The following is a 23400-nucleotide window of genomic DNA, read 5'->3' as shown; positions in this document are numbered from 1 at the left end:
GTCACGGATGGAACGACAGGCTGTTCGACGGGCCGAGGGCTACCACCAGTGCTTCGGCATCGTCCACGTCGACTTCGCGACGCAGCAGCGCACGCCGAAGGCCTCCTACGCCTGGTGCCTCGACCTGATCGCCGCCCACCGATCCGGGCACGGTTGATAGTTGGGCTCCGGGTTGGACGTGGCAACCGTCAGGATCGAGCAGGTCCGGCGGGGCTTCGTGAAACGCAAACCCATGGCTGCACACCGCACTCGGGGAGGATGACAGGGTGTTCGACGGGTCGGGCGGTCTTCGCCAGTGGTTCAGCCCGCGGCTCGATCAGGCACGGTTGGTTTGACCTGACTGAACGGGGGCAACCTCCACCGGCCGAGCGTCTACCACCGCAGGCTCCAGCACGTCTTCTCACCCCCGGTGACCGAGACGGCTGGACAGCGACATCAGGAAGCGTGCGGGGTCCCGGACGCCGGTCGTGACGTTTCCGGCTGGGCGAGCCTGGATGACGTGACATGGCAGACCACGACCGCCACGATCACCAGCGGCATGGCGGTGACGCCGTCGGACCCCAGCAGCAGGGTCGCCAGTAGTACGGAGGTCATCGGCAGCCTGAGCATGGCGACCGACATCGCGCCCATGCCCATGGCGGCGGAGGAGATGACGGGCAGCCCGGGCAGGTGGGAGAGCGCGATCCCTGCCGTGGCACCCAGGAACAGCGCTGGGAAGATCGGTCCTCCCCGGAATGCCGCCAATGACACACCGTAGGCGAGCCACTTGCACACGATTAGCAGTGTCAGTGCTCCCACCGAGTAACTCGTACTGTGGAGCAGCAGTTGGGGCAGCGCGGACTGACCGGAGAACAGGACGTCGGATGGCGGCTTCCCCACGCCCTCGGCGTACGCGATGGCGAGCCCTGCCACGGCGAGGCCGGCCACCGGTGTGAGCAGCAACCGTCTGTGGTTGACGCGCGGCTGGAGGAAGAGCGCGAGGCACCGGACTCCCGTGCCGGCGAACGCCGCCGCCACCCCGATGGCGAGAGCCCAGCCGAACTGGGCGACGTTCGGATGGCTCACTGCGGGAAGGCTGGGAATCGTCAGCGTGCCAGCCCCGACCCCGGTCCAGGCGCCGAGCCCGATGAAGACGAGATACCCGACTCCGGAGGCCAGCAGACCGGGCAGCAGTACGATCCCCAGCACCGGGCCGCCGAGTCCTGACGCCTCCATCAGCAGGAACGCTCCGAGCAGGGGCGAGCCCAGCAGGGCGCTGATGGCCGCGAAGCTTCCCGCGGCGCCGACCACGGCCTGGGCCCTGGCATCGACGCCCGGCTTGAGCAGCCGGACGACGTACACGGCCAGGCCTCCGCCGAGCGCGATCAGGGGCGCCTCGGGCCCGATCACCGCGCCGAAACCCAGCGACGCCAGCGCTGCGAGAAGGATCCCGGGCAGTTCGGCGGCCGCAGGGACGCCTGCGGTCTTGAGCCCCTCGGCCGGCTGGTGGCCGCCGTTGCCGGGCAGGTACTGGACGGTCAGTGCCACCAGAAGTCCTGCCAGCCCCATCAGGGGCAGCGGCCACCAGGGCGGTGCCCCGTGGAATCCCAGTCCGTTCGGCAGATCGGTGTAGAGCGCCTTCTGGAGCTGGTCGACGGCCTGGAGGAAGCCGTACGCGCCCGCCGACAGGAGCACGCCGAGGACGGCCGAGATGACCAGGAGCGCCAGGTAGCCCTTGGTCCGCAGGGGGCCGAATGGGTCGGCGGGCGGCGCCGCCGCAGGATCGCCCGTGGGCTCGTCCGGTGACATCAAGTCGCTTTCCCGACACCACCTACTGTGCCGACTCGGTCGATGCTGACAGCAGAAGGTCCGATTCCTCCACGCTTTGCTGAAGTCGGGACCGTCAAGGGTCATTCGAGCCGACATCTCCGGATCGTGCGGCGCTTTCTAGTCCGATTGCGTGGCGCTCACTACCGAACGGGTGAGCACTGCGTGGCGCTTCGGGCTCGTCGTGCCTGATGGTGCTTCTCTCGCCGAGAAGTGTGGAGCCTGGAAGAGCATGGGCACCGGGGCGGGCGGTCCGTCACTGCCCGCCGGGCCGCCCACAGATCCGAAGGAGAAGTCGTGGCAGGCAGTGTCGGTGAGAATCGCGGGGTGATCCACTCGCAGCTCCTGGCCGGGCAGAAGGCCCTGGTGACCGGTGCCAACTCCGGCATCGGCAAGGCCACGGCGATTGCTCTCGGCCGGGCCGGCGCGGACGTCGTCGTCAACTACGTTGTCGGCGCGGACGAGGCCGAGAAGGTGGTCGCGGAGATCGAGGCCTTCGGGGTCCGTGCCTACGCGCACGAGGCCGACGTGTCCGACGAGGAGCAGGTCGTCCAGATGGTCTCGGGCATGGTCGACGAGCTCGGCACCATCGACATCATGGTCGCCAACGCGGGCCTGCAGCGGGACGCTCCCGTCACGGAGATGACACTGGCCCAGTGGAACAAGGTCATCGACGTCAACCTCACCGGCCAGTTCCTCTGCGCCCGGGAGGCGGCCAAGGAGTTCCTGCGGCGTGGCGTCGTCCCGGAGGTGTCCCGCGCCGCCGGAAAGATCATCTGCATGAGCTCGGTCCACCAGATCATTCCCTGGTCGGGGCACGTGAACTACGCCTCCTCCAAGGGCGGCGTCGGCATGATGATGCAGACGCTCGCCCAAGAGCTGGCGCCCAAGAAGATCCGGGTGAACGCGGTCGCCCCCGGCGCCATCCGCACCCCCATCAACAAGGACGCCTGGGACACCCCCGAGGCCGAGGCCGACCTCCTCCGGCTGATCCCCTATCGCCGCGTCGGTGACCCGGAGGACATCGCCAACGCCGTCGTGGCAGTGGCCTCCGACCTGCTCGACTACGTGGTGGGCACGACGCTCTACGTGGACGGCGGAATGACGCTCTTCCCCGGCTTCGCAACCGGCGGCTGACACCGCGATGGAGGACCACATCACGCCCCGCCGAGTGGTGATCCTCGGCGGGGGATTCGCCGGGTTGTTCGCCGCCCGGGCGCTGCGCCGGTCGCCCGTCGCCGTGACCCTCGTCGACCGCTGCGCCCGGACTGAGTCGACCACGGACGCCCGGGAGCGGCAGGCGTGGCTCACCTTCGCGCTCGTCGGGGCCGGGCCGACCGGAGTCGAACTCGCCGGGCAGATCCGCGAGATCGCCGGCCACACGCTCGAAAGGCAGTTCCGCACGATCGAGCCCGGGCAGGCGCGGGTGCTGCTCCTCGAGGGGGCCGACTCCGTGCTGGCCGCGTTCGGGCCGACCCTGGCCCGCCGCGCGGCCGGGACACTGAAGGGCCTCGGGGTCGAGCTCCACATGGGAGCGATGGTCATCGGCGTGGACGAGCGCGGCCTGACGGCGCGTGACCGTGCCGGCGCGATCACCCGGATCGACGCGCGCACCGTGCTGTGGACGGCGGGCATGGAGGCGCCACCGCTCGCCGGGGTGCTGGCCCGGGCGACCGGCGCCCAGCAGGACCGGGCCGGCCGGATCCTCGTCGAGCCCGACCTCACGATCGCCGGCCACCCGGAGATCCGCGTGGTGGGCGACCTGATGAGTCTGAACAGGCTGCCGGGCCTGGCCGAGGTCGCGATGCAATCGGGTGCCTGTACGGGCCGCGCGATCCGCCGCGCCGTGGAAGGCCGGACCAAACAGCCGAAGCCCTTCAGATACCTGGACCTCGGCAGCGCCGCCTACATCTCCCGGGGCCGGGCGGTCGTCAAGGTCGGACGGCTGAACGTGTCAGGGGTCACGGGCTGGCTGGCCTGGTTGTTCATCCACATCGCCTTCCTCACCGGCTTCCGCAGCAGGATCGGAGCGCTGCTCACCTGGTTGATCGTGTTCGCCTCCGGGTCCCGCCGCGAGCGCGCTTTCACCTCCGCCGGAACCCGCGCCCCGACCGACCCGGCCCCGCCGGCTCACTGACCCAGCGCCACACGGATCGAGCCATCGAGGCACACATGCACAGCACCACACTTCTTCTCGCGAACACCCCACCCCAGACGTTGCCCGCGCGCGAGCTGATGGCCTTCACCCTGGGCTCCCACATCCTCCTGGTCCCGTTCGGTGTCGCGCTGCCTTTCATCACGCTCCTGATGCACTATCGCGGGCTGCGCAAGGGTGACGTCGTGGCCCTGAAGCTGGCCCGGCGCTGGTCGGCGGTGATGGCCGTGCAGTTCGCCATCGGGATCGTCACCGGTACTATCCTCTCCTTCGAGTTCGGACTGCTGTGGCCGAGGATGATGGGCCGCTGGGGGGACGTGTTCGGTCTCGGATTCGGCGTCGAGGCCTGGGCGTTCTTCCTTGAAGCCGTCCTCATCGCGATCTACCTGTACGGCTGGCGCAGGCTCAGGCCCTGGACGCACTTCTGGCTCGGCACGCCGCTGCCGCTGGCCGCGCTGCTGGGAGCCTTCGGCATCATCGCGGCGAACTCCTGGATGAACACCCCGCAGGGCTTCACTCTCGACGCCCAGGGCAACCCGGTCGATGTCACGGTGCGGCAGGCGATCTTCACACCGATCTTCGGCCCGCAGTACTGGCACTTCGCGGTGGCGATGTTCCTGACCGCCGGCTACGTGGTCGCCGGGGTCTACGCGGTCGGCTGGCTGCGCGGACGCCGCGACCGGTACCACAGGCTCGGCTTCACCGTGCCGTTCACCGTCGCCGCGATCCTCACGCCGGTCCAGTTCTTCCTGGGCGACAATCTCGCCCGGCAGGTCTTCCACAAGCAGCCGGTCAAGTTCGCCGCCGCCGAGATCGTCTGGAACACCGACACCCACGTGCCGGAGTACCTGTTCGGGCGCCTCAACGAGGACGGAACGATCTCCGGCGGCATCAAGATCCCCCAACTCGACTCCATCCTGGCCGGATTCAAGCCCAGCACCCAGGTCACCGGCCTGACCTCGGTGGCCGCCGACGACCGCCCCACCGCCACCCAGGCGACCATCGTCCACTGGGCCTTCGACATCATGGCGACCATCGGCAGCCTGCTGATCCTGCTCGCCCTCTGGTATGCGTGGTGCTGGTGGCGCCGCCGTGATCTCCCCCGATCCCGGTGGTTCTTCCGCTGCGCTGCCGTCGCCGGGGCCGCCAGTCTGCTGACCGTGGAGTGCGGCTGGATCACCACCGAGGTCGGCCGCCAACCCTGGATCGTCTACTTCAACATGCGGGTCTCCGACGCGGTCACCGCCACCCGCGTGAGTTCACTGTGGACGATGTTCGGCATCGTGGTGGCCGTGTATGTGCTCATTTTCGGTGCCTTCCTCGCCGTGCTGCTGAAGATGCGCACCCGCTGGCGGATCGCCGACGAGAGCCCGGCCGGGCAGGCCGGCGCGCTCGGTCCGGAGGCCGGCACTCCGTACGGCCCAAGGGAAGGGACCATGGCAACCACCGGAGCCGCGCCGGATCCCGGTACGCCGCAGTCACCTGGTGGTGCGTCATGATGGCCGACGCGATCTCCTGGGTCCTGGTGCTGGCAGTCGCCGCCTACGCCTGCGCCGGGGGCACCGACTACGGCGCCGGGTTCTGGGATCTGCTGGCCGGGGGAGCCGAGCGCGGCGAGCGGCCCCGCTGGCTGATCGACCATGCCATGGCACCCGTCTGGGAGGCCAACAACGTCTGGCTGATCTTCGTCTTCATCATCATGTGGACCGGCTTCCCCACGATGTTCCAGGCCGTGTTCGGTGCCATGTGGCTGCCGCTGGCCCTGGCCGCCATCGGCCTGGTCCTGCGCGGCGCAGGCTTCGCCCTGCGCAAGCCGACCCGGAGCCTGGCCGGACGGCGGATCTACGGCGCGGTCTTCGCGGTCTCCTCACTGCTCACCCCCTTCTTCTTCGGCGTGGTCATCGGCGGCATCGCCTCCGGCCGGGTCGCGCCCGGGACCACGGCCTCCTCCGACGCCTGGGCCAATCCCACGTCCATCGTCGCCGGGCTGCTCACCGTCGCGGCCACCGCGTACCTCGGCGCCGTCTTCCTCACCGCGGACGCGCGCCGCTTCGGAGCCGACGACCTGGTCCGGTACTTCCGGTTCCGAGCGCTCTGCAGCCTCGCAGCCATCGTGGTGCTGGCGGTCATTGGCATCCCCGTCACCCACCACGACGCCGAGTACGTCTGGCACGGCCTTACCCATGGAGCCGGGTTGGCGCTCGTGATCCTCGCCGCCCTCGCCGCCGCCCTCACCGCACTGCTGCTCGCGCGGCGGGAGTACCGCTGGTGCCGCTACACCTCGGTGGCCGGCGTCGCTCTGACCGTGGCCGCCTGGGGCCTCGCCCAGCGCCCGTACCTGCTGCCCACATCGTTGACGGTGGCACAGGCCGCGGGAGCCGCCCACACGTTGCGCTGGTTGGCGATCGTCACGGTGATCGCGGTCGTGCTGGTCGGGCCGGCCCTCGTCCTGCTCTACCGTCTCGACACGCTCGGCGACCTGGAGCCCCTCACCGACTCCGATACGCGAGGGGCTCAGGCACCGGGCGACAACCCCTAGCCCGACCGGGCACCCCTCCGGTTCGGCCGCTGTCCTGTGCGGACCTGAGGGCGTTCAGCGCAGCCGGTCGATCAGATGGTCGCCGACCCGCAGGGCGTTGGCGATGGCGGTCAGTGACGGGTTCACCGCGCCGATGCTCGGGAAGAAGGCGGTGTCGACGACGTAGAGGTTGTCCAGGTCGTGCGCTTTGCAGTTGACGTCCAGGGCCGAGCTTCTCGGGTCGTCGCCGAACCTCACGGTGCCGGCCTGGTGGGCGGTGGCCCCGATCGGCATTCCCTTGTGCAGGTAGATGCTGTGGTCGAGCAGGCGGTGCTCGTGCATGCCCAGCTGCCCGAGCATGCCCTGCAGCTTGTGCTGCAGCTTCCTCAGCCCGGTCGTGTTGTTCTTCTCGTCGATCGACAGGTGGACGTTCCCGTCGCCGTCGAGGGTGACGCGGCTGTCGGGCAGCGGCAGGTCCTCACCGCACAGCCAGAAGTCGACCGCATGGTGCGCGAGTACCTCGAACGGCATGTTCGGCGAGAACTTGCCGGCCCACCGCGGCGCCTCACCGTGGATCTGCTCGGCGTCCGACTTGCCGAGCATCTGGATGCCGCCGAGCGGGTAGTCGAAGTCGTCCGAGCCGAGGTACCAGTCGTTGAGCGCCAGGGTCTTCTGGAACTGGGTGGGGTTGGGTTCCTTCGAGATCGCCATCAGGGCCAGGTTGTTGTGCCGCATGTAGTGCCGTCCCACCACGTCCGAGCTGTTGGCCAGCCCGTTCGGGTGCCGGTCGTCGGCCGAACGCAGGAGCAGGGCGGCGGAGTTCACTGCTCCGCAGGCGACGACCACGATGTCGGCGCTGAACCCCGTCGCCGAGCCGTCCGCGAGTTCCACGACCACGCCGGTGACGGTGCGTCCGGTCGGATCGGTCTCCAGGCGGCGCACATCGGCGCCCGTGATCATCGAGACGTTGTCGTGCTTCAGCGCTGGATCGACGCAGACCACCTGGGCATCGGCCTTGCCGTTCACCAGGCAGGGGAAGCCGTCGACCCGGTTGCAGCGGATGCAGACGCTGTCATGGGTCGCCCGCCCGTTCTCCTTCTGCGTGAGGTTCACGCCGATCGGCAGATGGAAGGGATGCAGCCCCTGCTTCTCCAGGTCGTCGCTGAGCTGCTGGATGCGCGGCTCGTGCTCCACCGGAGGGTAGGCGTACGGCGCGTCGGCCGGACCCTCCGTGGGGTCCTCGCCGTGCTTGCCGTGCACCAGGTAGAGGTGCTCGGCCTGGGTGTAGTAGGGCTCCAGGTCCTCGTAGCGGATGGGCCAGGCGGGCGAGATGCCGTCGTGGTGGCGCAGCTCGCCGAAGTCCTGGGGGCGCAGCCGGAAGAGCGCGGCGCCGTAGAACTTGGTGTTGCCACCGACGTAGTAGTTGACCTCCGGGGTGAACTCGTGGCCGTGCCGGTCGTACCAGGTCTCCTGCGCCAGGTACTTGCCCTGCACGAACACCTTGGTGGAGTCCCAGTTGTCGATCTCGCGAGGCAGGTAGTCCCCGCGCTCCAGGATCAGCACCCGCTTGCCGGAGGGCGCCAGCCGGTGGGCGAGCGTGCCGCCACCCGCGCCGGTGCCGATGATGATGACGTCGTAGTGTTGGGTGTCGGCCACGATGGGCTCCCGTTCTCGAAGTGTTCGCACGTCACAGGATCGCGATGGGATTGACGGGTGATCCGGTGGCGCCGGGAAGCCGGAGCGGGGCGATCACGCAGAGGAACGACCAGCGGTCCTGCTCCTCGCAGATCGGCACCAGATCCTCGAACTGCAGGTAGTCCAGCAGGTGCAGTCCCATGGCGTGGATGCCGAGAACGTGCACCGGGAAGGCCACACCCTCCGTGGTGCCGGGAGCGGTGTCGTTGTTGCCGTCGCTGCCGAGCACCGCGACCTGCCGGTCCGCCAGGAACTCCATCGCGGTGGGGTGAAGCCCGGCGCGAGCCTTGGTCGCGTTCCACGGCCCGAGTTCGCGGTGACGGCGGCGATGGCCGACCCGCACGAAGAGCAGGTCCCCTCGAGTGACCCGCAGATGCTGCGCGGTCTCGGCGGCGGCCAGTTCCTCTCCGGTCACGTGGTCGCCGGGTTCGAGCCACGGCACGCCGCGCAGACGGGGGATGTCGAGCAGCACGCCGCGGCCGACGATTCCGTCCCGCGCCACGTCGATGGACAGCTTCGTCGCCCCGGTCACGGTCAGGCTGCTCGCGGCCACGCCGTTGTGCAGTGTGCCGTCGTAGACGACGTGACACAGGGCGTCGATGTGGCTGTCGGCGTCGCCGTGCACGTTCATGGCGAAGCGGTCCGCAGCGAACTGCAGGCCGTTCGCCTCGATGTTGCCGTCGACGACGCCGGTCATCTGGTGCTCGCACGGCTCGGGATTGCCGGGGCGCACCCGGGTTTCCATGACGGCGGCGAGCGTGACGGTGCGACCTGATCGGACCTCACCGGCAGCTGCCAGCACCTGCGTCGGTGCGAGGGTGTCCAGTGCGCCGCGGTCGGCGGTGTCCCGCAAGGCCTCGCGTCGCACGCGCTGGTAGAGCGCGCGGAACTCGGCCGAACTCAGCGGTGGTGGGCCGGCGGATCCTGTGTGCGTCGTCATGGATGCTCAGCGGGTCTGTTCGCGGTCGAGTGCTTCGTCGAGGGTGGTGGCGGCCATGATCAGCGAGAGGTGGGTGAACGCCTGTGGGAAGTTGCCCAGTTGCTCCCCGCGCGGCCCGACCTCCTCAGCGAAGAGACCGACGTGGTTGGCGTAGGTCTGCATCTTCTCGAAGGCGTAGCGCCCCTGCTCGGTCCGGCCGGCCCGGGCCATCGCATCGACGTAGAGGAAGGTGCAGAGGCTGAACGTGCCCTCGGAGCCTCGCAGACCGTCCGGTGAGGCGGCCGGGTCGTAGCGGTAGACGAGGCTGTCGGAGACGAGTTTGCGGTCGATGGCGTCCAGCGTGGACAGCCAGCCCGGGCCCTTGGGAGCGAGGAAGCGGACCCGGGGGATGAGCAGCAAGGACGCGTCCAGGACGTCCCCGTCGTAGTGCTGGACGAGAGCCTGCTCCTTGTCGCTCCACCCGCGGGTCATCACCTGCTCGAGGATGGCGTTGCGGGCGGTGGTCCAGCGCGCGAGGTCGGCGGGCCTGCTGAACTCGGTGGCCAGACGCAGCCCGACGTCGAAGGCGGCCCAGCACATCACCCGGCTGTAGGTGAAGTCCTTGCGTCCGCCACGGGTCTCCCAGATGCCCTCGTCGGGACGGTCCCAGGAGTCGGCGAGCCAGTCCAGGGTGGCGGCGAGCGCCTTCCACCCGTGATAGCCCGTCTGTTGGCCCACCGTGCCGCCCTCGGCCAGGGCGTAGAGCGCCTCGCCGTAGATGTCGAGCTGCAGCTGGTCCATGGCGGCGTTGCCGGCCCGGACCGGGGCCGAGCCGCGGTAGCCCTCGAAGTGGTCGAGGATCACTTCGGGGATGTCGGGATCGCCGTCGACCCGGTACATGATCTGCAGACGCTCGCCGTCGGAGCTCGCTCGTTCGGCCAAGCGATCGCGCAGCCAGTGGGTGAACCGGGTGGCCTCCTCGACGAATCCGAGGTCGAGCAGTGCTCGGACGGACAGTGAGCCGTCACGGACCCAGGTGTAGCGGTAGTCCCAGTTGCGCTCGCCGCCGACCTGCTCGGGAAGGCCCATGGTCGCCGCGGCGACCGGGGCGCCCGTGGGGTGGTAGGTGAGCAGTTTGAGCGTGATGGCGGAGCGGTTCACCATGTTCGGCCATCGGCCGCGGTAGGTGGAGGTGCGCAGCCAGCCCTGCCAGAAGTTGCCGATGTCGAAGAGCTGGTCGTTGAGCTCCTCCACGGTGATCGGCGCGGGCGGGGCCCCGTCCGGGCCGCAGACGGTGAAGGCGGCACCCGCCAGCTGCCCGGCGTTCAGCGTGACCTCTCCGCGCACGTCGTCCCCGTTGCGTTCCACGGGGAAGGTGCTCTGCAGGTATCCGGCAAGTTCCGGGGCACGGAACACCGCGGTCTCGCCCTGGAGATCGAGTACGTGAGTGGCGCGGCCGTAGTCGAACCGCGGTCGGCAGTCCAGGACGAACCGCACGGTGCCCCGCACCGCGCGCACGACGCGAATCAGCGTGTGCCGGTCGGTGGGCTTGCCCGTCCGGTCGGGCGGCATGCAGTCGACGACCTCGCCGACCCCGTCGGGGGACATGAACCGGGTCACCAGGACGGCCGTGTCGGGGTAGTAGAGCTGCTTGTACGTGACCTCCGTCTCTTCCGGTGCGAAGAGGAAGTAGCCGCCCCGGTCGTGGTCGAGCAGGGCGGCGAAGATGCTGGGCGAGTCGAAGCGAGGAGCTGCGAACCAGTCGACGACCCCTTGCGACGAGACCAGCGCGGCGGTCTGCAGGTCGCCCACCAGGCCGTGGTCGGCTATAGGCGGGTAGCGGTCCATGGTGTCTCCGCAATCTCGGGAGGACCCCCTGCGTTCCACTATCCGACCAGCCGCGCGCACGCGCTCCACGACAGGTGCCGACGACTCCCGGAATCCGCTGTGACCAGGAAGGGCGCGTCTGCCCGCCTGGTACTCCAGACGGAGCAGCCACGTGCCTGCCCGGCGTCGGCGGGCAGGACCGGGACAGGCCGCGGCCCAGACCGCCCGGAAGCGGTACCGGCCGGGCCGCTCGACTTGCCGACGATCGTCCCCCCGGCGGTACTGGCCTCGGGCGGTACGCACGCGCCGCCACTGGACTTCCCCGGCTGCGGAGGGGCTACATGGAGATGGTCCATCTCCGGCTGGTGACTCCGCCGGACGTCACCGACGAGACGGTCGACATGCTGACCGGCGACCGTTACGTCTTCAACCTGGTCGTGCTCGCGGGTACGGCACGTCACCCGGACGGCGACGCCATCGAGTGCGACGTGCTGGCAGGTGCGGCGAACGAGGTCCTGCGCAACCTCCGTGAGCTGGACGTCGACCGGCGTGGCTCGGTCGTGATCGAGTCGGTCGACATGGCGTTCTCCGGACTCGCGGAGGAGGCGGAGACACACCAGCTCGGGGCGCTCGCGCATGCACCGGTGTGGGAGGCGGTCGAGGCGCGTATCCGGGCCGAGGGGACCTATCTGCCGAGCTTCTACGTCTATCTGATCATCGCTGGAATCATCGGCTCGGTGGGAATCCTCACCAACTCCCAGATCCTGATCGTCGCGGCAATGGTCGTGGGGCCCGAGTACGGCGCCATCACCAGCGTGGCTCTGGGCATAGACCGGAGGAACGGGCCGCGGATTCGGCAAGGGCTGTTTGCGCTGCTCGTCGGCTTCTCGCTGGCCGTGGCCTTCACGCTCCTGTTCTCGTTACTGGTCCGGGGTCTGGGAATTCAGCCGAAGGCGTTCACGCTGGGTGTCAGGCCGGTCTCCGACCTGATCAACACGCCGAACTTCTTCTCCTTGGCCGTCGCAGTGCTCGCCGGCATGGTCGGGATCATGTCGCTGACCCAGGCCAGGACGAGCGCCCTGCTCGGCGTGTTCATCTCGGTCACCACGGTCCCGGCGGCCGCTGACATCGGCGTGTCCTGTGCCTTCGCGAGCTGGAGCGAGGCGCGTGGCTCACTGCTGCAGCTTCTGCTCAACATCGTCGTGCTGATCGCGGTGGGTGTCCTCACACTCAGGTTCCAACGAGCGATCTGGCGGCAGATCAGCCTTCGAAACAGCCGTTGACACCCACGGCGGCACTGCGGGAGGCGACAGCCCAAGAGTGGTCCGAGGATCGTGGCATGGCAACGAAGCGCGGAATCACCGCGCCGGACGACGATCCTCGTGGTTCTGGGCGTTTCCGGGTCAGGCAAGAGCACGTTGGGGGCCATGCTGGCCGAACGGCTCGGGCTGTCGGGGAGCGGGGATCTCATCGAGAGCTTCACCGGACGGTTGATGAGGACGCCCACCGCGCCAGGAATCGTCTCAAAGGGCGAACCCACCGAGCTCTTCCGGAGGTGGGATCGTGTCTCGCTTGATTTGGACCCTGCGCGCCCGCACCCTGCCGATCGAGGGGCCTGCACCTGTCGGGCCGCCACGGCGCCCGGGTTCGTGGGTTGTGCCCACCCTCGGGCAGTGCGAGGAGGCCGCGTGCGCGAGAGCCGGACCGGACGGCAGCTGACGTTGCGTCATGGGAGTCAGTCCGTGGTCATCGTCGAACTGGGCGGTGCCCTTCGGGACTACGCGACCGGCGGACGTCCGGTGCTCGACGGCTTCGCTGCCGACGACCGGATCACGGGAGGACGCGGCCAACTCCTGGTGCCGTGGCCGAACCGGGTCAGGGGCGGCCGCTACCGATGGCACGGACAGGACCTGCAACTGCCGCTGACCGAGCCGGTGAACGGCAACGCGATCCACGGTCTGCTCCGCTGGACCTCGTGGCAGGTGCTGGAGGAGGCGGACAGCCGAGCCGTGCTGGAAGTCACGCTGTGGCCGCAGCCGGGCTATCCCTTCCACCTGCGGGTCCGAGCCGAGTACGTCCTGGGCGACGAGGGCCTCGAGGTGGCCGTGACCGCTCTGAACCAGGGCGCGAGCGTCGCACCGTACGGGGTGGGCCAGCATCCCTACCTCACCGTCGGCACGGCCACGGTCGACGACGCGGTGCTGACCGTTCCGGCGCGGAGTTGGGTCCGCACCGATGACCTGGGCCTGCCCGTGGCCGTCGAACCGGTCGCGGGCACGCCGTACGACTTCCGCACACCGAGGGCGATCGGCGCCCAGCACCTGGACACCCCGTTCGGCGATCTCGACCGGGACGCCCGTGGTCGTGCCGTGGTACGCCTGGCCCACCCGTCGGGGGAACACGGTACGGATGTCTGGCTCGGCGAGGGGGCGGACTTCCTGCAGGTGTACACCGGCGACACCCTGCCGGAGGGGGAACGTCGTCGCGCGGTCGCCATTGAACCGATGTCCTGTCCGCCGGACGCCCTCCGCAACGGTGCGTCGATCGTCGCCCTCGGACCGGGCGAGCGGCACACCGTCAGATGGGGCATCTCGCCATGGGGGAAGTGACCGAGGCCATGGTTCCTCGACCTCGTCCTCATCGGCCTGGCGATCACTCCGGAACCGGTGCCGATCGCCGCGTTCATCCTGATCCTCCAGGCGCGGAACGGCGTACGCAACGGGCTTGCCGTCCTGCTCGCGTGGCTCGCGCGCCTGGCTGTGGTAATCGGAGCCGTCCTCCTGTCCACCCGAGGCACGCCGCCCCGTTCGTGATGGAGCTTCCGACGACGTTCGCGTCCGCTTCGGGGGGAGCCGGACTCGCGCCGATGCGCACCTGGTGGGCGGAACGCGAGGACCGGGCGATCGTCACCCTGACGCCGCTGCTCGGCCGCTGGCCGGCCGGCAAGAGCCGCTACCAGCCCCTCCGGTGAACTGGCCTGCCGGAGTAATGACATGACGACGAACCAGATCCTCATCGGGACGAGCCTGATCCTGGTGCTCGCCGTCGGCTCGCAGATCCTGGCCAGCCGACTGCACGTCCCCGCCCTGATCGTCCTGCTGCCCGTCGGCTTCACCGCAGGCGCGCTGACCAGCGACGTCGATCCCCAGCGACTGCTCGGCGCAGCCTTCTCGCCTCTGGTGTCGCTCGCCGTGGCGGTGATCCTCTACGACGCCGGTCTCGGGCTCGACCTGGCGAAGTTGCAGGGGCACATGCGCCGCGTCGTCATCCGGCTGATCTGGATCGGGGTGCTTCTCACCTGGGCGATCGGCACGCTCGTGTCGAAACCGCTGCTCGGCCTGGACTACGGAGCGGCCGTGATGCTCGGGGCCATCCTGGTGGTCTCGGGGCCGACTGTCGTGGGACCGCTGCTCAGCTTCGTCCGCCCGACGGACCGGCTGCGGCACCTCCTGGTCTGGGAGGGCTCGCTGATCGATCCGGTGGGTGCGATCCTGGGCGCGCTCGTCTTCCACGCGGTCGACGCCAGTACCAGGGGTCGGTTCGGGAGCGGGGCGGCACACTTCCTGGGGAGCGTGGGCGTCGGCCTGGCCGGTGGGGCCGTCGGAGCGGTCCTGCTGTGGGCGCTGGTGCAGGGACTGCGGCTGGGCGAGGTGCTCGGCACCGCCGCGCAGCTCGCCGTGGTGATCGGCGTGGCGGCGGTCTGCGACGTGCTCCGCGAAGACACCGGGCTGATCGCCGCAGTCGTGATGGGCCTGGCTGTCACCAACCTGCGACGCTTCGACTTCCCAGTGCGTCGGCCGTTCTTCGAGACACTGGTCACACTGATCCTCGGGGTGCTCTTCGTCTCCATCTCGGCCACCGTGACACCGCAGTCGCTGCGGCACGTACTGCTCCCCGCGCTGAGCCTGTCGGCCGTCCTGGTTGCCGTCGCCAGGCCGCTGGTGGCTCTGGTGTCCACGCTCGGCACTGACATTCCCCGCAGGGAGCGTGCCTTCCTCGGCTGGATGGCGCCGCGCGGCATCATCGCGGCATCAACCGCCTCGACCTTCTCGGCCGGCCTCGTCAACAAGGGGATCGTCGGCGCCTCGAAGATCCTCCCGGCTACCTTCGTGGTCATCGTCGCCACGGTGACGCTCTACGGGCTGACCGCGACGCTCGTCGCCCGACGCCTGGGGGTCGTGCGCTCGGGCCGTTCCCGGCCGCTGCTGGTGGGCGGTGAGCCCTGGGTGGTCGACCTGGGCCTGGCCCTGAAAGCCGCTGGTCTTCAGGTGCTGCTTTGGGCCGGTCTCGAAGAACAGCGTGAGCGCATCGAACAAGCCGGACTCGAGCTGGCACCCGGAGAACTGCTGGCGGCAGCCACCGGGGAGGGCGCCGAGCTGGAGGGCATCACCGTGGTACTGCTTCTCACTGCCGAGGACGACTTCAACGCACTGGCGTCGGTGGTCCTGCGGGGAAGCGTGGAAGGACCGGTCTACCGGATCGGGCCTCCAGCAGCCAGCCACGGCGTCGTCGCCCCGTTCCTGGGCGGTGACATCCTGTTCGGTGCCGGGCTCACCAGGCCTCGGCTGATGCGCCGGTACGGTGCCGGGGCCGACGTCGTGGCGCAACCGGTGAACGGCGCGACGCCGGCAGGGCACGACGCCCTGTTCGTGGTGCGCACCGACGGCCGCCTGGTTCCGGTCACCGAACACGACATCCCGTCTCCGCAGACGGGAGACACCGTCGTGATCCTTGGCCCGGCCCCCGCCGGCCGTGCGGAACGGATCTGAGCTTCGGCCGGCATTGCCCGCCACTGGTCTGCATCTCCGGCTGGCCCAACACCGCCGTGATCGACCTGCTGCGCCGACTCTCCGACGACGGCGCATTCCTGCGCTACCACGGCGACTTCGACGGCGAGGGCATCCGCATCGCGGTCGAGGAGGTGGTTGCCGACCTTCTCCTCGACGGCTTGGCAGAGTACCGTCACGGATGGAACGGCAGCTTGTTCGATGGGCCGAGGGCTACCACCAGCGCTTCGGCATCGTCCACGTCGACTTCGCGACGCAGCGGCGCACGCCGAAGGCCTCGTACGCCTGGTACCGCGACCTGATCGCCGCCCACCGGGCGAAGCTCGCGGCGCGGTAGCGGACCGGAATCGGGGTTCTGTCCCCCGTGAGAGCTACGCGCAGGTGTCCCCTGTGAGGTGACGACTCCTGATCACCGTCTCCCTAACGTTCAGTTCAGCCGCGGCGCCTTGGTCGCGGACCGGACTGGGAACCGGAAACGGAACCGAAGAGGGAGTCGTCATGAAACCGGTGTGGCAGGTCCTGGCCGTGGTCCTGGTCGGTGCGGTCTGCGGCCAAAGTGCCGCCGCGGTCCAGGACAACCCGTGGCTCTCGCTCCTCGTGGGCAGCTTGACGGTCGTGCTCTCGGTGCTCGTCTACCGATGGGTCGTGGGGCGCACCGAGCGGCGCCCGGTCACGGAACTGGCCCGCGGGGGAGCGCCCGGGGCGCTCCTGCGGGGGCTGGTGATCGGGGTCGCGATGTTCGGATCCGTCATCGCGAACATCTACTTCCTCGGGGACTACGAGGTGCACGGCCTCGGCTCGCCGACCGGGGCGATCGGGCTGGTCGGCTTCATGGCGGGCGCCGCCGTCACGGAGGAGCTGATGTTCCGCGGCCTGCTCTTCCGGCTCGTGGAGCGCGGCCTCGGAACGTACCTCGCGCTGGCCCTGTCCGGCACCGTGTTCGGTGCGTCCCACCTGCTCAACAAGGACGCCACCCTGCTGGGCGGCCTCGCCATCGCCATCGAGGCCGGCGGCATGCTCGCCGCCGCGTACGCCGCCACCCGCTCCCTGTGGCTGCCGATCGGCCTGCACTTCGGCTGGAACTTCGCGGAGTCCGGCATCTTCGGCACCGAGGTCTCGGGCAACGGCGACACGCACGGACTGCTGGGCGCCTCGACGTCGGGGGCCAAGCTGATCACCGGCGGCGAGTTCGGCCCGGAGGCCAGCGTGTACGCGACGCTGTTCGGCGCGCTGCTCACAGTCGTCTTCCTGTGGCTGGCCCGTCGGCGCGGCCACATCGTCCCCCGCCGGCGTGCCGAGCGCGTCGACGCCCTGGCTACACTCGCCCGGTGATGAGCCTTCAGGGGGCCGGTCAGGTGTGGCGCCGGCTCGACGTCACCCTCCGCGACCTCCCTCTCGGGACACTGTTCCTGGTCGCGTCGTTCCTGCCGGGTCTGAGCGGCCACGGGACGCAGGTCGGGGATCTGCCGACCCGCCCCTTCGACGCGCTGGCCGTGGTGGCCCTCGCGCTCGAATGCCTCTCCCTCGTGGTGCGCCGGCGGTGGCCGGTCAGCTGTCTCGCGCTGGTGGCGTGCGGCTTCGCCCTTGACCAGTTGTGCGGCTACCACTCGGCCGCCGGCACCGCCCTGCCCGTCGCGCTGATCAGTGCCGGCTTCCATCTGGAGCGGCGCCGGCGCACCACCGTGGTCCTGCTGTCCGTGGCGTACGTGCCGCTGGCGATCGCGCTCGCCCGGCTCGGTTCGGGCGGCGAGACGGCGACGGGGTTCGTGACGTTCTACCTGGCGCTCGCCCTGGCCTGGGGAGCCGGGGCGTGGCTGCGTTCCGCGCGGGCCGCGGAGGCCGCCCGCCGCGAGCGTGTGGCTGCCGAGACCCGAACTGCCGAACGCGGCCGCATCGCCCGCGAGTTGCACGACGTGGTGACCCACCACGTGACCGCGATGGTCGTCCAGGCCGAGGCCGCCCGCTACCTGACCGCCGCACCCGAGCGGCTGGAGCAGTCCCTGACCGCTGTCAGCGACACCGGCCGCCGCGCCCTCACCGACCTGCGTCACCTGCTGGACCTGCTCAACCCCGGTCACGGCACCGACCACGGCACCGACCACGGCACCGACCACGGCGTCGGCCCGGCGGAGGCCGCGCAGGCCAGGACACCGGCCGTCGGCAGGGTCCTCACGCTCGTCGAGCAGACCCGCCGGGCCGGACAGCCCGTGGACTTCACCGAGCGGGGCACAGCGCCCGCCTCGACCGGCAGCGCCGACCTCGTCGCCTACCGGGTGGTGCAGGAAGCACTGACCAACGCCCTCAAGTACGCTCACGGCAGCCGCACTTCCGTGCGGGTTCAGCGCTGCGAGAGGGAGATCACCGTGGAGGTCAGCACGGACGGAACCGGCTCACCCGCCGCCACCGCCACCGCCGTCGCCTCCGGCAGCGGACGGGGCCTGGCGGGCCTGCGCGAGCGCGTCGACGTTCTGGGCGGCGACTTCAGCGCCGGCCGCGGCCCGGACGGCGGCTTCACCGTCCGGGCGCGCATCCCCGCCGACGGCACCTCGTGAGCGCACCGATCCGGGTCCTGGTCTGCGACGACCAGATGCTGGTCCGCACCGGCCTGGTCACCATCATTGGCGCCCAGCCCGACATGGAGGTGGCGGGCGAGTGCGGAGACGGACGGACCGGGGTCGACCTCGCCCGCAAGGTGCGACCCGACGTCGTCGTGATGGACATCCGCATGCCGGTCCTCGACGGCCTCGAAGCCACCCGCCTGCTGGCCGGCGTCGGAGTGCCCCACCCCGCCAAGGTCCTCGTGGTGACCACGTTCAACCTGGACGAATACGTCTACGAGGCACTGCGCGTCGGCGCCAGCGGCTTCCTCCTCAAGGACGCCCCTCCGGACCGACTGCTCCACGGCATCCGGACCGTGGCCACCGGAGCGGCCCTCCTCGACCCCGACGTGACACGCCGCCTCGTCGGGCGCTACGCCGCCCGCATCCGCCCCGCCGAGAAGACCCACCGAGACATCCCGCTCACACCTCGCGAACTGGAAGTTCTCCGCCTCATCGCGGACGGCCTCTCCAACCGCGAGATCGCCGCAACCCTCGTCATCAGCCAGGAGACCGTCAAGACCTTCGTCTCCCGCATCCTCACCAAACTTCAACTCCGTGACCGGGTCCAGGCCGTCGTCCATGCCTACCGCCACGGCCTGGTCACCTGACCGGGCATTCCGTCCCCGGTCGAGCGGGTCCGGACCTTCCACGAGCACCACGTCGTCGCGGTCCGGGACTTCGTGTCACTGCTCAAGTGCCCGCAGCGGCAACCGACCTGCGTGGAGCCGTAGTTGAGGCGTTGTTCGACTACAGTGCCCCGGTCGGTCGGTCGGTCGGTCGGTCGGTCGGTCGGTCGGTCGGCCCGGCAGGCCTCGGGGCCTGCCGGGCCGTAACCGGTCGCTCGGGGTGCTCAGTTCGTCGCGTCCGGCTTGACGAGGTCCGGGAGCTTCGTCTCGAAGAGCGCGTCGAACGTCAGCGAGGGCAGGATGTGGCCCTGGTTGGCGGCATCGTTGGCCACGCCGGCGGCCCACGAGGCGGTCGCGAAGCGCTGGTTGGGGGTGCCGTGGTGGCCGGGGCTGGAGAAGGCGCAGTCGCCGACCTGGTAGAAGGACTTCTCGGAGTCCAGCAGGCGCTTGGCGTTGAGGGCCTCGCCGCGCGAGTGGGTGAGGAAGTAGGTGCCGTACGCGTCCGCCATCAGCTCGACGCGGCGGCTGCCCTCCGGCGTGCCGTCCCGGTCGCCGATCAGGTCGTCCTCGTACTGCACGTGGTGGCCGAACTCGTGGGCGAGGATGGCGCGCGGGGCGGTGGTGCCCAGACCGATGGCCCGCATGGCCTCCAGGATGCCGTCACCCATGACGATGCGGTCGCCGATGCCCGCCGGGTGCGGGGCGCCCTTCTCGGAGAAGGCGAACGCGTTGAGGGTGAAGAACGGGTTGTCGCCGCCCTGGAGGACCGGGTCGAGGTTGATCACGTCGATGATCAGCGAGGCCAGGCCCAGCGCCACCTTGCGGTTCTCCTCCGGGATGCCGTACATCAGGCTCACCACGGGGGCCAGCCGCTCCGGGGAGGAGAAGAGCTCGCGGCCGTGCATCGGCACGAGCTGGATGTCGTCGGAGTGGATGTCCCAGAACCTCTTCAGGTCCTTGCTCTCGGACGTCAGCTCGTTGGTGTACTCGCCGTTGACGCCGAAGGTGTTGGACTTCGACTCGCTGCCGAAGTACAGCGCGTCGTAGGTGGGCATGTCGAACACGCCCAGGAAGTAGAGGAAGAAGAGCGGCTCGAAGTTGGCGCCCTGGAGCAGGGTGCGCTGGTAGTCCCTCAGCGCGTTGCTCTCGCACTGGTAGTCACCCGGGTTGATGACGCTGTCGCGGAGGGCGGCCCACTGGGTGTCGTGGATGCCGAACGCGGCCGTGGCGGCATCGCGGTGCTGCTGCCAGTCGGCGGGCAGCTGGGCCAGGGCCTGGTCGGCGAGGGCCTTCAGGTCCGGGGAGAGGCGGGAGGTGTCGAACGTGGAGCCGGGGGCGGCGGAGGTGACGGCGGCTGACGTGGCGGCGGGGGGCGTCGTGGTGTCGGCGGCCACGGCCGGCAGGGCGGCACCGAGGGTGCAGGTCGCCGCGGTCACCACGGTGACGGCCCAGGCGAGGGTCTTCTTCACGAGTGAACTCCTAGATGTGCGAGACGACATGGGGGTTTCCGGCGGAGGGGGGGAACGGTCGGCTGTGCCGTATGCAGAGTTTGCGAGGAACGGATCTGTTACTGAAGAGTTCGCTGTGTCGAAATCCGGCATGGCAGGAAGCAGACAGGTCCCACATGTCCTCGGAGAGCACCGGACCACCACGTCCTCGGGGAGCACCGGACGACCGCGCCCACCGTGCTGAAACGGACGCGGGGGCTGTGTCCGACGGCACTCGCCCGGTGGGGACCGTACGTGCGAGAATTGGCATATGCATTCGATTGTTGGTATAGATATCAGCAAAACGGCCGAGAATGCCTACCTCGCCCTCGTCGAGCGCGGCCCGGCGGCGGTGCCGGAACTGGCGAGCGCCCTGAGCGTGAGCTCGCGTGCCATGAGCACCGCGATCGGCGAACTGACCGGGCTCGGCCTGGTGGAACCGGACGGACCGCAGCTGGTCGCCCGCCCCCCGCGGGCTGCCCTCGACGCGGTGGTGGAGAGCCGCAGCAGGGAACTCGCCGCGCTGCGCAGCGGCATCGAGGAGCTGTCCCGCTTCTGGCGCGACCACCACGTCGGAGGAGCCGACTACATCGAGATCGCCCGGACGGCGGCGGCCCGCAGCGCACTCGTCCGGCGGCTCTACGACGAGGCCACCGAGCAGATCCGCGCCCTGACCATCGGTTACACCGGCCGATCGGCGCAGTCCAACACCCTGGCCCCGGGAAGTCGGGACGCCCTGGCACGCGGCGTCACGTGTTCGGTCGTCTACGGATCCCACGTCCTGCGCGACCGGGCCGCCAGGGCGGCCGTCCGGACCTCCGTGGAACTCGGCGAGCGAGCACGGGTCTTTCCCGACGTTCCGCTGAACATGGCCGTGTGCGACGACCGCTTCGCCCTGGTGTGTCCTCCCGCGAGCGACTGGGACCGCCGTCACCACATCCTCGTGCAGCGGTCGGACCTCCTCGACGCGCTGATCGGCATCTTCGAGTCGTTCTGGCAGATCGCCGTCCCGCTGCCCGCCGCCGAGACGGGGGACGATCTCGCGACGACTGCCACCGCCGAGAACCGGCGGCTCCTCAGCTTTCTCAGCGGTGGCCTGACCGACGAGTCGATCGCCCGCGAACTCGGCGTCAGCGAGCGGACGGTGGCCCGCCGCATCACCCGTCTCCAGGAGCTGCTCGGCGCGCGGACCCGCTTCCAGCTCGGCGTCCAGGCGAGCCGTCGCGGCTGGCTCTGAGCCGGGCGGCACCGCACGCGCGCCGTGACGCGGCGGCGCTTCGGCCGGCGCTGCCCGTCACCGGTCCGTACCTCCGGCCGGCTTGCCGACCTTCTCCTCGACGGCTTGGCGGAGTACCGTCACGGATGGAACGACAGGCTGTTCGACGGGCCGAGGGCTACCGCCAGCGCTTCGGCCTGGTCCACGTCGACTTCGCGACGCGGCACCGCACCCCGAAGGCCTCGTACGGCTGGTACCGCGACCTGATCGCCGCGCACCGGGCCCGCCGTTCGGGGTGGTCGGCTTCCGGTCGGCTTCCGGTCGGTGCTGGTGATTCAGTCGGCTTCTGGGCGCGGTTCCACCGTCATGAGGAGGTTGTCGGGGTGGTTGGTGCTGGTCATGACGCCCCGGACCCGTGCTCCCGGGGCGGGCGTCAGCCGCCAGCGGCTCGCCACGGTCGCGGCCACGGTCAGCATCTCGGTGCGCGCGAAGGACTCCCCGATGCACAGGTGGTGGCCGGCGCCGAAGGGGACGAACGCGCCGCGCGGGGCGGGGGGCCGGTCGGGCAGCCAGCGGTCGGGGTCGAAGCGCAGGGGATGGGGGAAGTGCCGGGGGTTCCGGTGGAGGACGAGGGCGCTGAAGATGAACTCGGTGCCTTCGCGGAAGCGGTAGCCGCCGAGTTCGACGTCGGTGATCGCGCGGCGGATCGTGATGCCTCCGGGGTTGCGCATCCGAAGGGCCTCGTCGACGACGCGACGGGTGTGGCCGAGCCGGGGCAACTGGTCGGCGGTGAGGGGGAGTACGGCGTGGTCGTGCAGCTCCTGGTGGAGTCGCCGGTCGAGGTGCGGGTGCCGGCCCAGTTCGTGGAAGAGCCAGGCGAGCCCGCCGGCGGCGGTCTCGGTGCCGGCCACCAGCAGGGTGATGAGTTCGTCGTGGAGCTGGCGGTCGGTCATGGCCTCGCCGCTGTCGGCGTCCCGGGCCTGCAGGAGCATCGACAGCAGGTCCGGTCGCCCGCTCGTGCGGTCGGCCCGGTCGGCCCGGTCGGCCCGGTCGGCGTGGATCAGGTGGTCGATGGCGCGGCGCAGCCGGTCGTGGGCGTCGGCGAGGCGGCGGTTGCCCGGTGTGGGGAGCCGGTGCCACAGGTTCGTGGGGTCCAGCACCCGGGTGTACATGCCGTGCAGGACGACGGGCATGGCGTGGCGGATCTCGGCGGCGGCGGAGGCGTCGAGGGAGGTGGAGAACAGCGTCGAGGTGACGATGGCGAGGGACAGCTCCAGCATCTGCCGGGTGACGTCGACCACCTGACCGGGCCGCCAGGAGTCGGCGCGCTCGGCGGCCAGCCGCGCCATGGTGTCGACGTAGTGGGCGATCTGCTGGTGGAGGAACGCCGGTTGCACCAGGCGCCGTTGGCGGAGGTGGAAGGCCCCTTCGGAGGTGGCGAGTCCGTTCCCGAGGTAGGGGCGGAGCTTGTCGAAGGAGCGGCCCTTGGCGTAGTTCGCCGCTTCGGTGACCAGTACGCGGTGGACCAGGTCGGGGCCGGTCAGCACATAGCTGGGCTTCGGGCCGAGGTGGGTGGCCACGATCGGGTCGTAGGCGGTGAGGCTGTCGAGGAACTCCAGCGGACGCCGCCACAGTGCGAGCGCGTGGCCGATCAGCGGGAGCCGTCCGGGTGCGACGGGAGGGGCCGGTGGTCGGCTGGCGGTGGGCATCGTCGTTCCTCCGGTGAGGGGTCGGGACCCAGTCTGCGGTCCGGCGCACCACCTG

The 23400-nt window shown here is 70.0% G+C and carries 19 protein-coding genes and 3 pseudogenes; 16 read left to right on the top strand and 6 right to left on the bottom strand.

All coding sequences use genetic code 11. The annotated features are described in order from the left end of the window. The first annotated feature begins 7 nt into the window (after positions 1-7). The gene (locus ACGFSC_RS16945) at positions 8-157 is read left to right on the top strand and encodes a family 1 glycosylhydrolase (protein ID WP_359898924.1); all 150 of its coding nucleotides are present in this window, start codon (positions 8-10) and stop codon (positions 155-157) included. A 278-nt stretch (positions 158-435) separates the two neighbouring features. Here ACGFSC_RS16945 and ACGFSC_RS16940 read toward each other — a convergent pair whose 3' ends face one another. Further along, entirely contained in the window at positions 436-1788 is a 1353-nt protein-coding gene (locus ACGFSC_RS16940) for a chloride channel protein (protein ID WP_359898926.1), read from the bottom strand. Between the two features lie 315 nt (positions 1789-2103). Here ACGFSC_RS16940 and ACGFSC_RS16935 point away from each other — a divergent pair, with 315 nt between their 5' ends. The 4 genes from ACGFSC_RS16935 to ACGFSC_RS16920 are packed head-to-tail and all read left to right on the top strand — an operon-like array spanning position 2104 to position 6500. Next, positions 2104-2943 carry an SDR family oxidoreductase gene (locus ACGFSC_RS16935; protein ID WP_359898928.1) on the top strand — a complete coding sequence of 280 codons (840 nt, stop codon included), beginning with the start codon at positions 2104-2106 and terminating at the stop codon, positions 2941-2943. A gap of 7 nt (positions 2944-2950) precedes the next feature. Further along, on the top strand, positions 2951-3943 hold the full coding sequence (locus ACGFSC_RS16930; protein WP_359898930.1) for an FAD-dependent oxidoreductase: 993 nt from the start codon (positions 2951-2953) through the stop codon (positions 3941-3943). Positions 3944-3978: 35 nt separating this feature from the next. After that, positions 3979-5460: a cytochrome ubiquinol oxidase subunit I gene (locus tag ACGFSC_RS16925; RefSeq protein ID WP_359898932.1), complete on the top strand. Its 1482-nt coding sequence runs from the start codon at positions 3979-3981 to the stop codon at positions 5458-5460. Further along, complete coding sequence (locus ACGFSC_RS16920) at positions 5457-6500, top strand: cytochrome d ubiquinol oxidase subunit II (RefSeq protein ID WP_359898934.1); 1044 nt, start codon at positions 5457-5459, stop codon at positions 6498-6500. The genes ACGFSC_RS16925 and ACGFSC_RS16920 overlap by 4 nt, the downstream gene beginning before the upstream one ends. A gap of 54 nt (positions 6501-6554) precedes the next feature. On the opposite strand, the gene ACGFSC_RS16915 is transcribed toward ACGFSC_RS16920, so the two are convergent. From ACGFSC_RS16915 to ACGFSC_RS16905, 3 genes are read right to left on the bottom strand one after another with little or no spacing between them, the layout of a single operon-like run. Beyond that, positions 6555-8135: a GMC family oxidoreductase gene (locus tag ACGFSC_RS16915; protein ID WP_359898936.1), complete on the bottom strand. Its 1581-nt coding sequence runs from the start codon at positions 8133-8135 to the stop codon at positions 6555-6557. Between the two features lie 31 nt (positions 8136-8166). After that, positions 8167-9114, bottom strand: coding sequence for a cyclase family protein (locus ACGFSC_RS16910; RefSeq protein ID WP_359898938.1), 948 nt, complete (start codon positions 9112-9114; stop codon positions 8167-8169). A 6-nt stretch (positions 9115-9120) separates the two neighbouring features. Beyond that, a complete protein-coding gene (locus ACGFSC_RS16905; protein WP_359898940.1) occupies positions 9121-10941 on the bottom strand; it encodes a glycoside hydrolase family 15 protein in 1821 nt (606 codons plus the stop codon). Positions 10942-11261: 320 nt separating this feature from the next. Here ACGFSC_RS16905 and ACGFSC_RS16900 point away from each other — a divergent pair, with 320 nt between their 5' ends. The 9 genes and pseudogenes from ACGFSC_RS16900 (at position 11262) to ACGFSC_RS16860 (ending at position 19038) form a co-directional block, all read left to right on the top strand. Then, on the top strand, positions 11262-12203 hold the full coding sequence (locus ACGFSC_RS16900) for a DUF389 domain-containing protein (RefSeq protein WP_359898942.1): 942 nt from the start codon (positions 11262-11264) through the stop codon (positions 12201-12203). Between the two features lie 405 nt (positions 12204-12608). After that, positions 12609-13529 carry an aldose 1-epimerase family protein gene (locus ACGFSC_RS16895; protein WP_359898944.1) on the top strand — a complete coding sequence of 307 codons (921 nt, stop codon included), beginning with the start codon at positions 12609-12611 and terminating at the stop codon, positions 13527-13529. A gap of 384 nt (positions 13530-13913) precedes the next feature. After that, a complete protein-coding gene (locus ACGFSC_RS16890; RefSeq protein ID WP_359898946.1) occupies positions 13914-15689 on the top strand; it encodes a sodium:proton exchanger in 1776 nt (591 codons plus the stop codon). Next, positions 15686-15823 (top strand): annotated as a pseudogene (locus ACGFSC_RS16885) (DUF2399 domain-containing protein); the annotation flags it as partial. The gene ACGFSC_RS16890 and the pseudogene ACGFSC_RS16885, both read left to right, overlap by 4 nt. 86 nt (positions 15824-15909) lie before the next feature. Next, positions 15910-16044, top strand: a pseudogene (locus ACGFSC_RS16880) (family 1 glycosylhydrolase); the annotation flags it as partial. Between the two features lie 161 nt (positions 16045-16205). Then, positions 16206-17039: a CPBP family intramembrane glutamic endopeptidase gene (locus ACGFSC_RS16875; protein WP_359898950.1), complete on the top strand. Its 834-nt coding sequence runs from the start codon at positions 16206-16208 to the stop codon at positions 17037-17039. Beyond that, on the top strand, positions 17039-18259 hold the full coding sequence (locus ACGFSC_RS16870; protein WP_359899021.1) for a histidine kinase: 1221 nt from the start codon (positions 17039-17041) through the stop codon (positions 18257-18259). The genes ACGFSC_RS16875 and ACGFSC_RS16870 overlap by 1 nt, the downstream gene beginning before the upstream one ends. After that, positions 18256-18915, top strand: coding sequence for a response regulator transcription factor (locus tag ACGFSC_RS16865; protein WP_359898952.1), 660 nt, complete (start codon positions 18256-18258; stop codon positions 18913-18915). The genes ACGFSC_RS16870 and ACGFSC_RS16865 overlap by 4 nt, the downstream gene beginning before the upstream one ends. A gap of 6 nt (positions 18916-18921) precedes the next feature. After that, positions 18922-19038 (top strand): DUF3050 domain-containing protein, encoded by a 117-nt coding sequence (locus ACGFSC_RS16860; protein ID WP_359899023.1) that lies wholly within the window; start codon positions 18922-18924, stop codon positions 19036-19038. A gap of 119 nt (positions 19039-19157) precedes the next feature. Here the strand turns inward: ACGFSC_RS16860 and ACGFSC_RS16855 are convergent, their stop codons facing one another. Further along, positions 19158-20402, bottom strand: a complete 1245-nt coding sequence (locus ACGFSC_RS16855) for a hypothetical protein (protein ID WP_359898954.1) — start codon at positions 20400-20402, stop codon at positions 19158-19160. Between the two features lie 289 nt (positions 20403-20691). On the opposite strand from ACGFSC_RS16855, the gene ACGFSC_RS16850 reads away from it, so the two are divergent. Both ACGFSC_RS16850 and ACGFSC_RS16845 read left to right on the top strand, forming a co-directional pair. Further along, positions 20692-21657, top strand: coding sequence for a helix-turn-helix transcriptional regulator (locus ACGFSC_RS16850; RefSeq protein ID WP_359898956.1), 966 nt, complete (start codon positions 20692-20694; stop codon positions 21655-21657). Positions 21658-21806: 149 nt separating this feature from the next. After that, positions 21807-21920: pseudogene (locus tag ACGFSC_RS16845) on the top strand (family 1 glycosylhydrolase); the annotation flags it as partial. Between the two features lie 51 nt (positions 21921-21971). Here ACGFSC_RS16845 and ACGFSC_RS16840 read toward each other — a convergent pair. Continuing rightward, the gene (locus tag ACGFSC_RS16840) at positions 21972-23345 is read right to left on the bottom strand and encodes a cytochrome P450 (protein WP_359898958.1); all 1374 of its coding nucleotides are present in this window, start codon (positions 23343-23345) and stop codon (positions 21972-21974) included. Positions 23346-23400: the final 55 nt, after the last annotated feature.

This window comes from Kitasatospora sp. NPDC048715, from assembly GCF_043198905.1.
Taxonomy (GTDB): domain Bacteria; phylum Actinomycetota; class Actinomycetes; order Streptomycetales; family Streptomycetaceae; genus Kitasatospora; species Kitasatospora lactacystinica.
Note: the sequence above shows the minus strand (reverse complement) of the source record. Positions and strands in the feature narration are given on the sequence as shown.

What these genes read in the sequence shown, in the direction of transcription:
- ACGFSC_RS16945 (WP_359898924.1), top strand. Translation starts at nt 8, where the DNA reads ATGGAACGACAGGCTGTTCGACGGGCCGAGGGCTACCACCAGTGCTTC.
- ACGFSC_RS16940 (WP_359898926.1), bottom strand. Translation starts at nt 1,788, where the DNA reads ATGTCACCGGACGAGCCCACGGGCGATCCTGCGGCGGCGCCGCCCGCC.
- ACGFSC_RS16930 (WP_359898930.1), top strand. Translation starts at nt 2,951, where the DNA reads ATGGAGGACCACATCACGCCCCGCCGAGTGGTGATCCTCGGCGGGGGA.
- ACGFSC_RS16925 (WP_359898932.1), top strand. Translation starts at nt 3,979, where the DNA reads ATGCACAGCACCACACTTCTTCTCGCGAACACCCCACCCCAGACGTTG.
- ACGFSC_RS16920 (WP_359898934.1), top strand. Translation starts at nt 5,457, where the DNA reads ATGATGGCCGACGCGATCTCCTGGGTCCTGGTGCTGGCAGTCGCCGCC.
- ACGFSC_RS16910 (WP_359898938.1), bottom strand. Translation starts at nt 9,114, where the DNA reads ATGACGACGCACACAGGATCCGCCGGCCCACCACCGCTGAGTTCGGCC.
- ACGFSC_RS16905 (WP_359898940.1), bottom strand. Translation starts at nt 10,941, where the DNA reads ATGGACCGCTACCCGCCTATAGCCGACCACGGCCTGGTGGGCGACCTG.
- ACGFSC_RS16900 (WP_359898942.1), top strand. Translation starts at nt 11,262, where the DNA reads ATGGAGATGGTCCATCTCCGGCTGGTGACTCCGCCGGACGTCACCGAC.
- ACGFSC_RS16890 (WP_359898946.1), top strand. Translation starts at nt 13,914, where the DNA reads ATGACGACGAACCAGATCCTCATCGGGACGAGCCTGATCCTGGTGCTC.
- ACGFSC_RS16875 (WP_359898950.1), top strand. Translation starts at nt 16,206, where the DNA reads ATGAAACCGGTGTGGCAGGTCCTGGCCGTGGTCCTGGTCGGTGCGGTC.
- ACGFSC_RS16870 (WP_359899021.1), top strand. Translation starts at nt 17,039, where the DNA reads ATGAGCCTTCAGGGGGCCGGTCAGGTGTGGCGCCGGCTCGACGTCACC.
- ACGFSC_RS16850 (WP_359898956.1), top strand. Translation starts at nt 20,692, where the DNA reads ATGCATTCGATTGTTGGTATAGATATCAGCAAAACGGCCGAGAATGCC.
- ACGFSC_RS16840 (WP_359898958.1), bottom strand. Translation starts at nt 23,345, where the DNA reads ATGCCCACCGCCAGCCGACCACCGGCCCCTCCCGTCGCACCCGGACGG.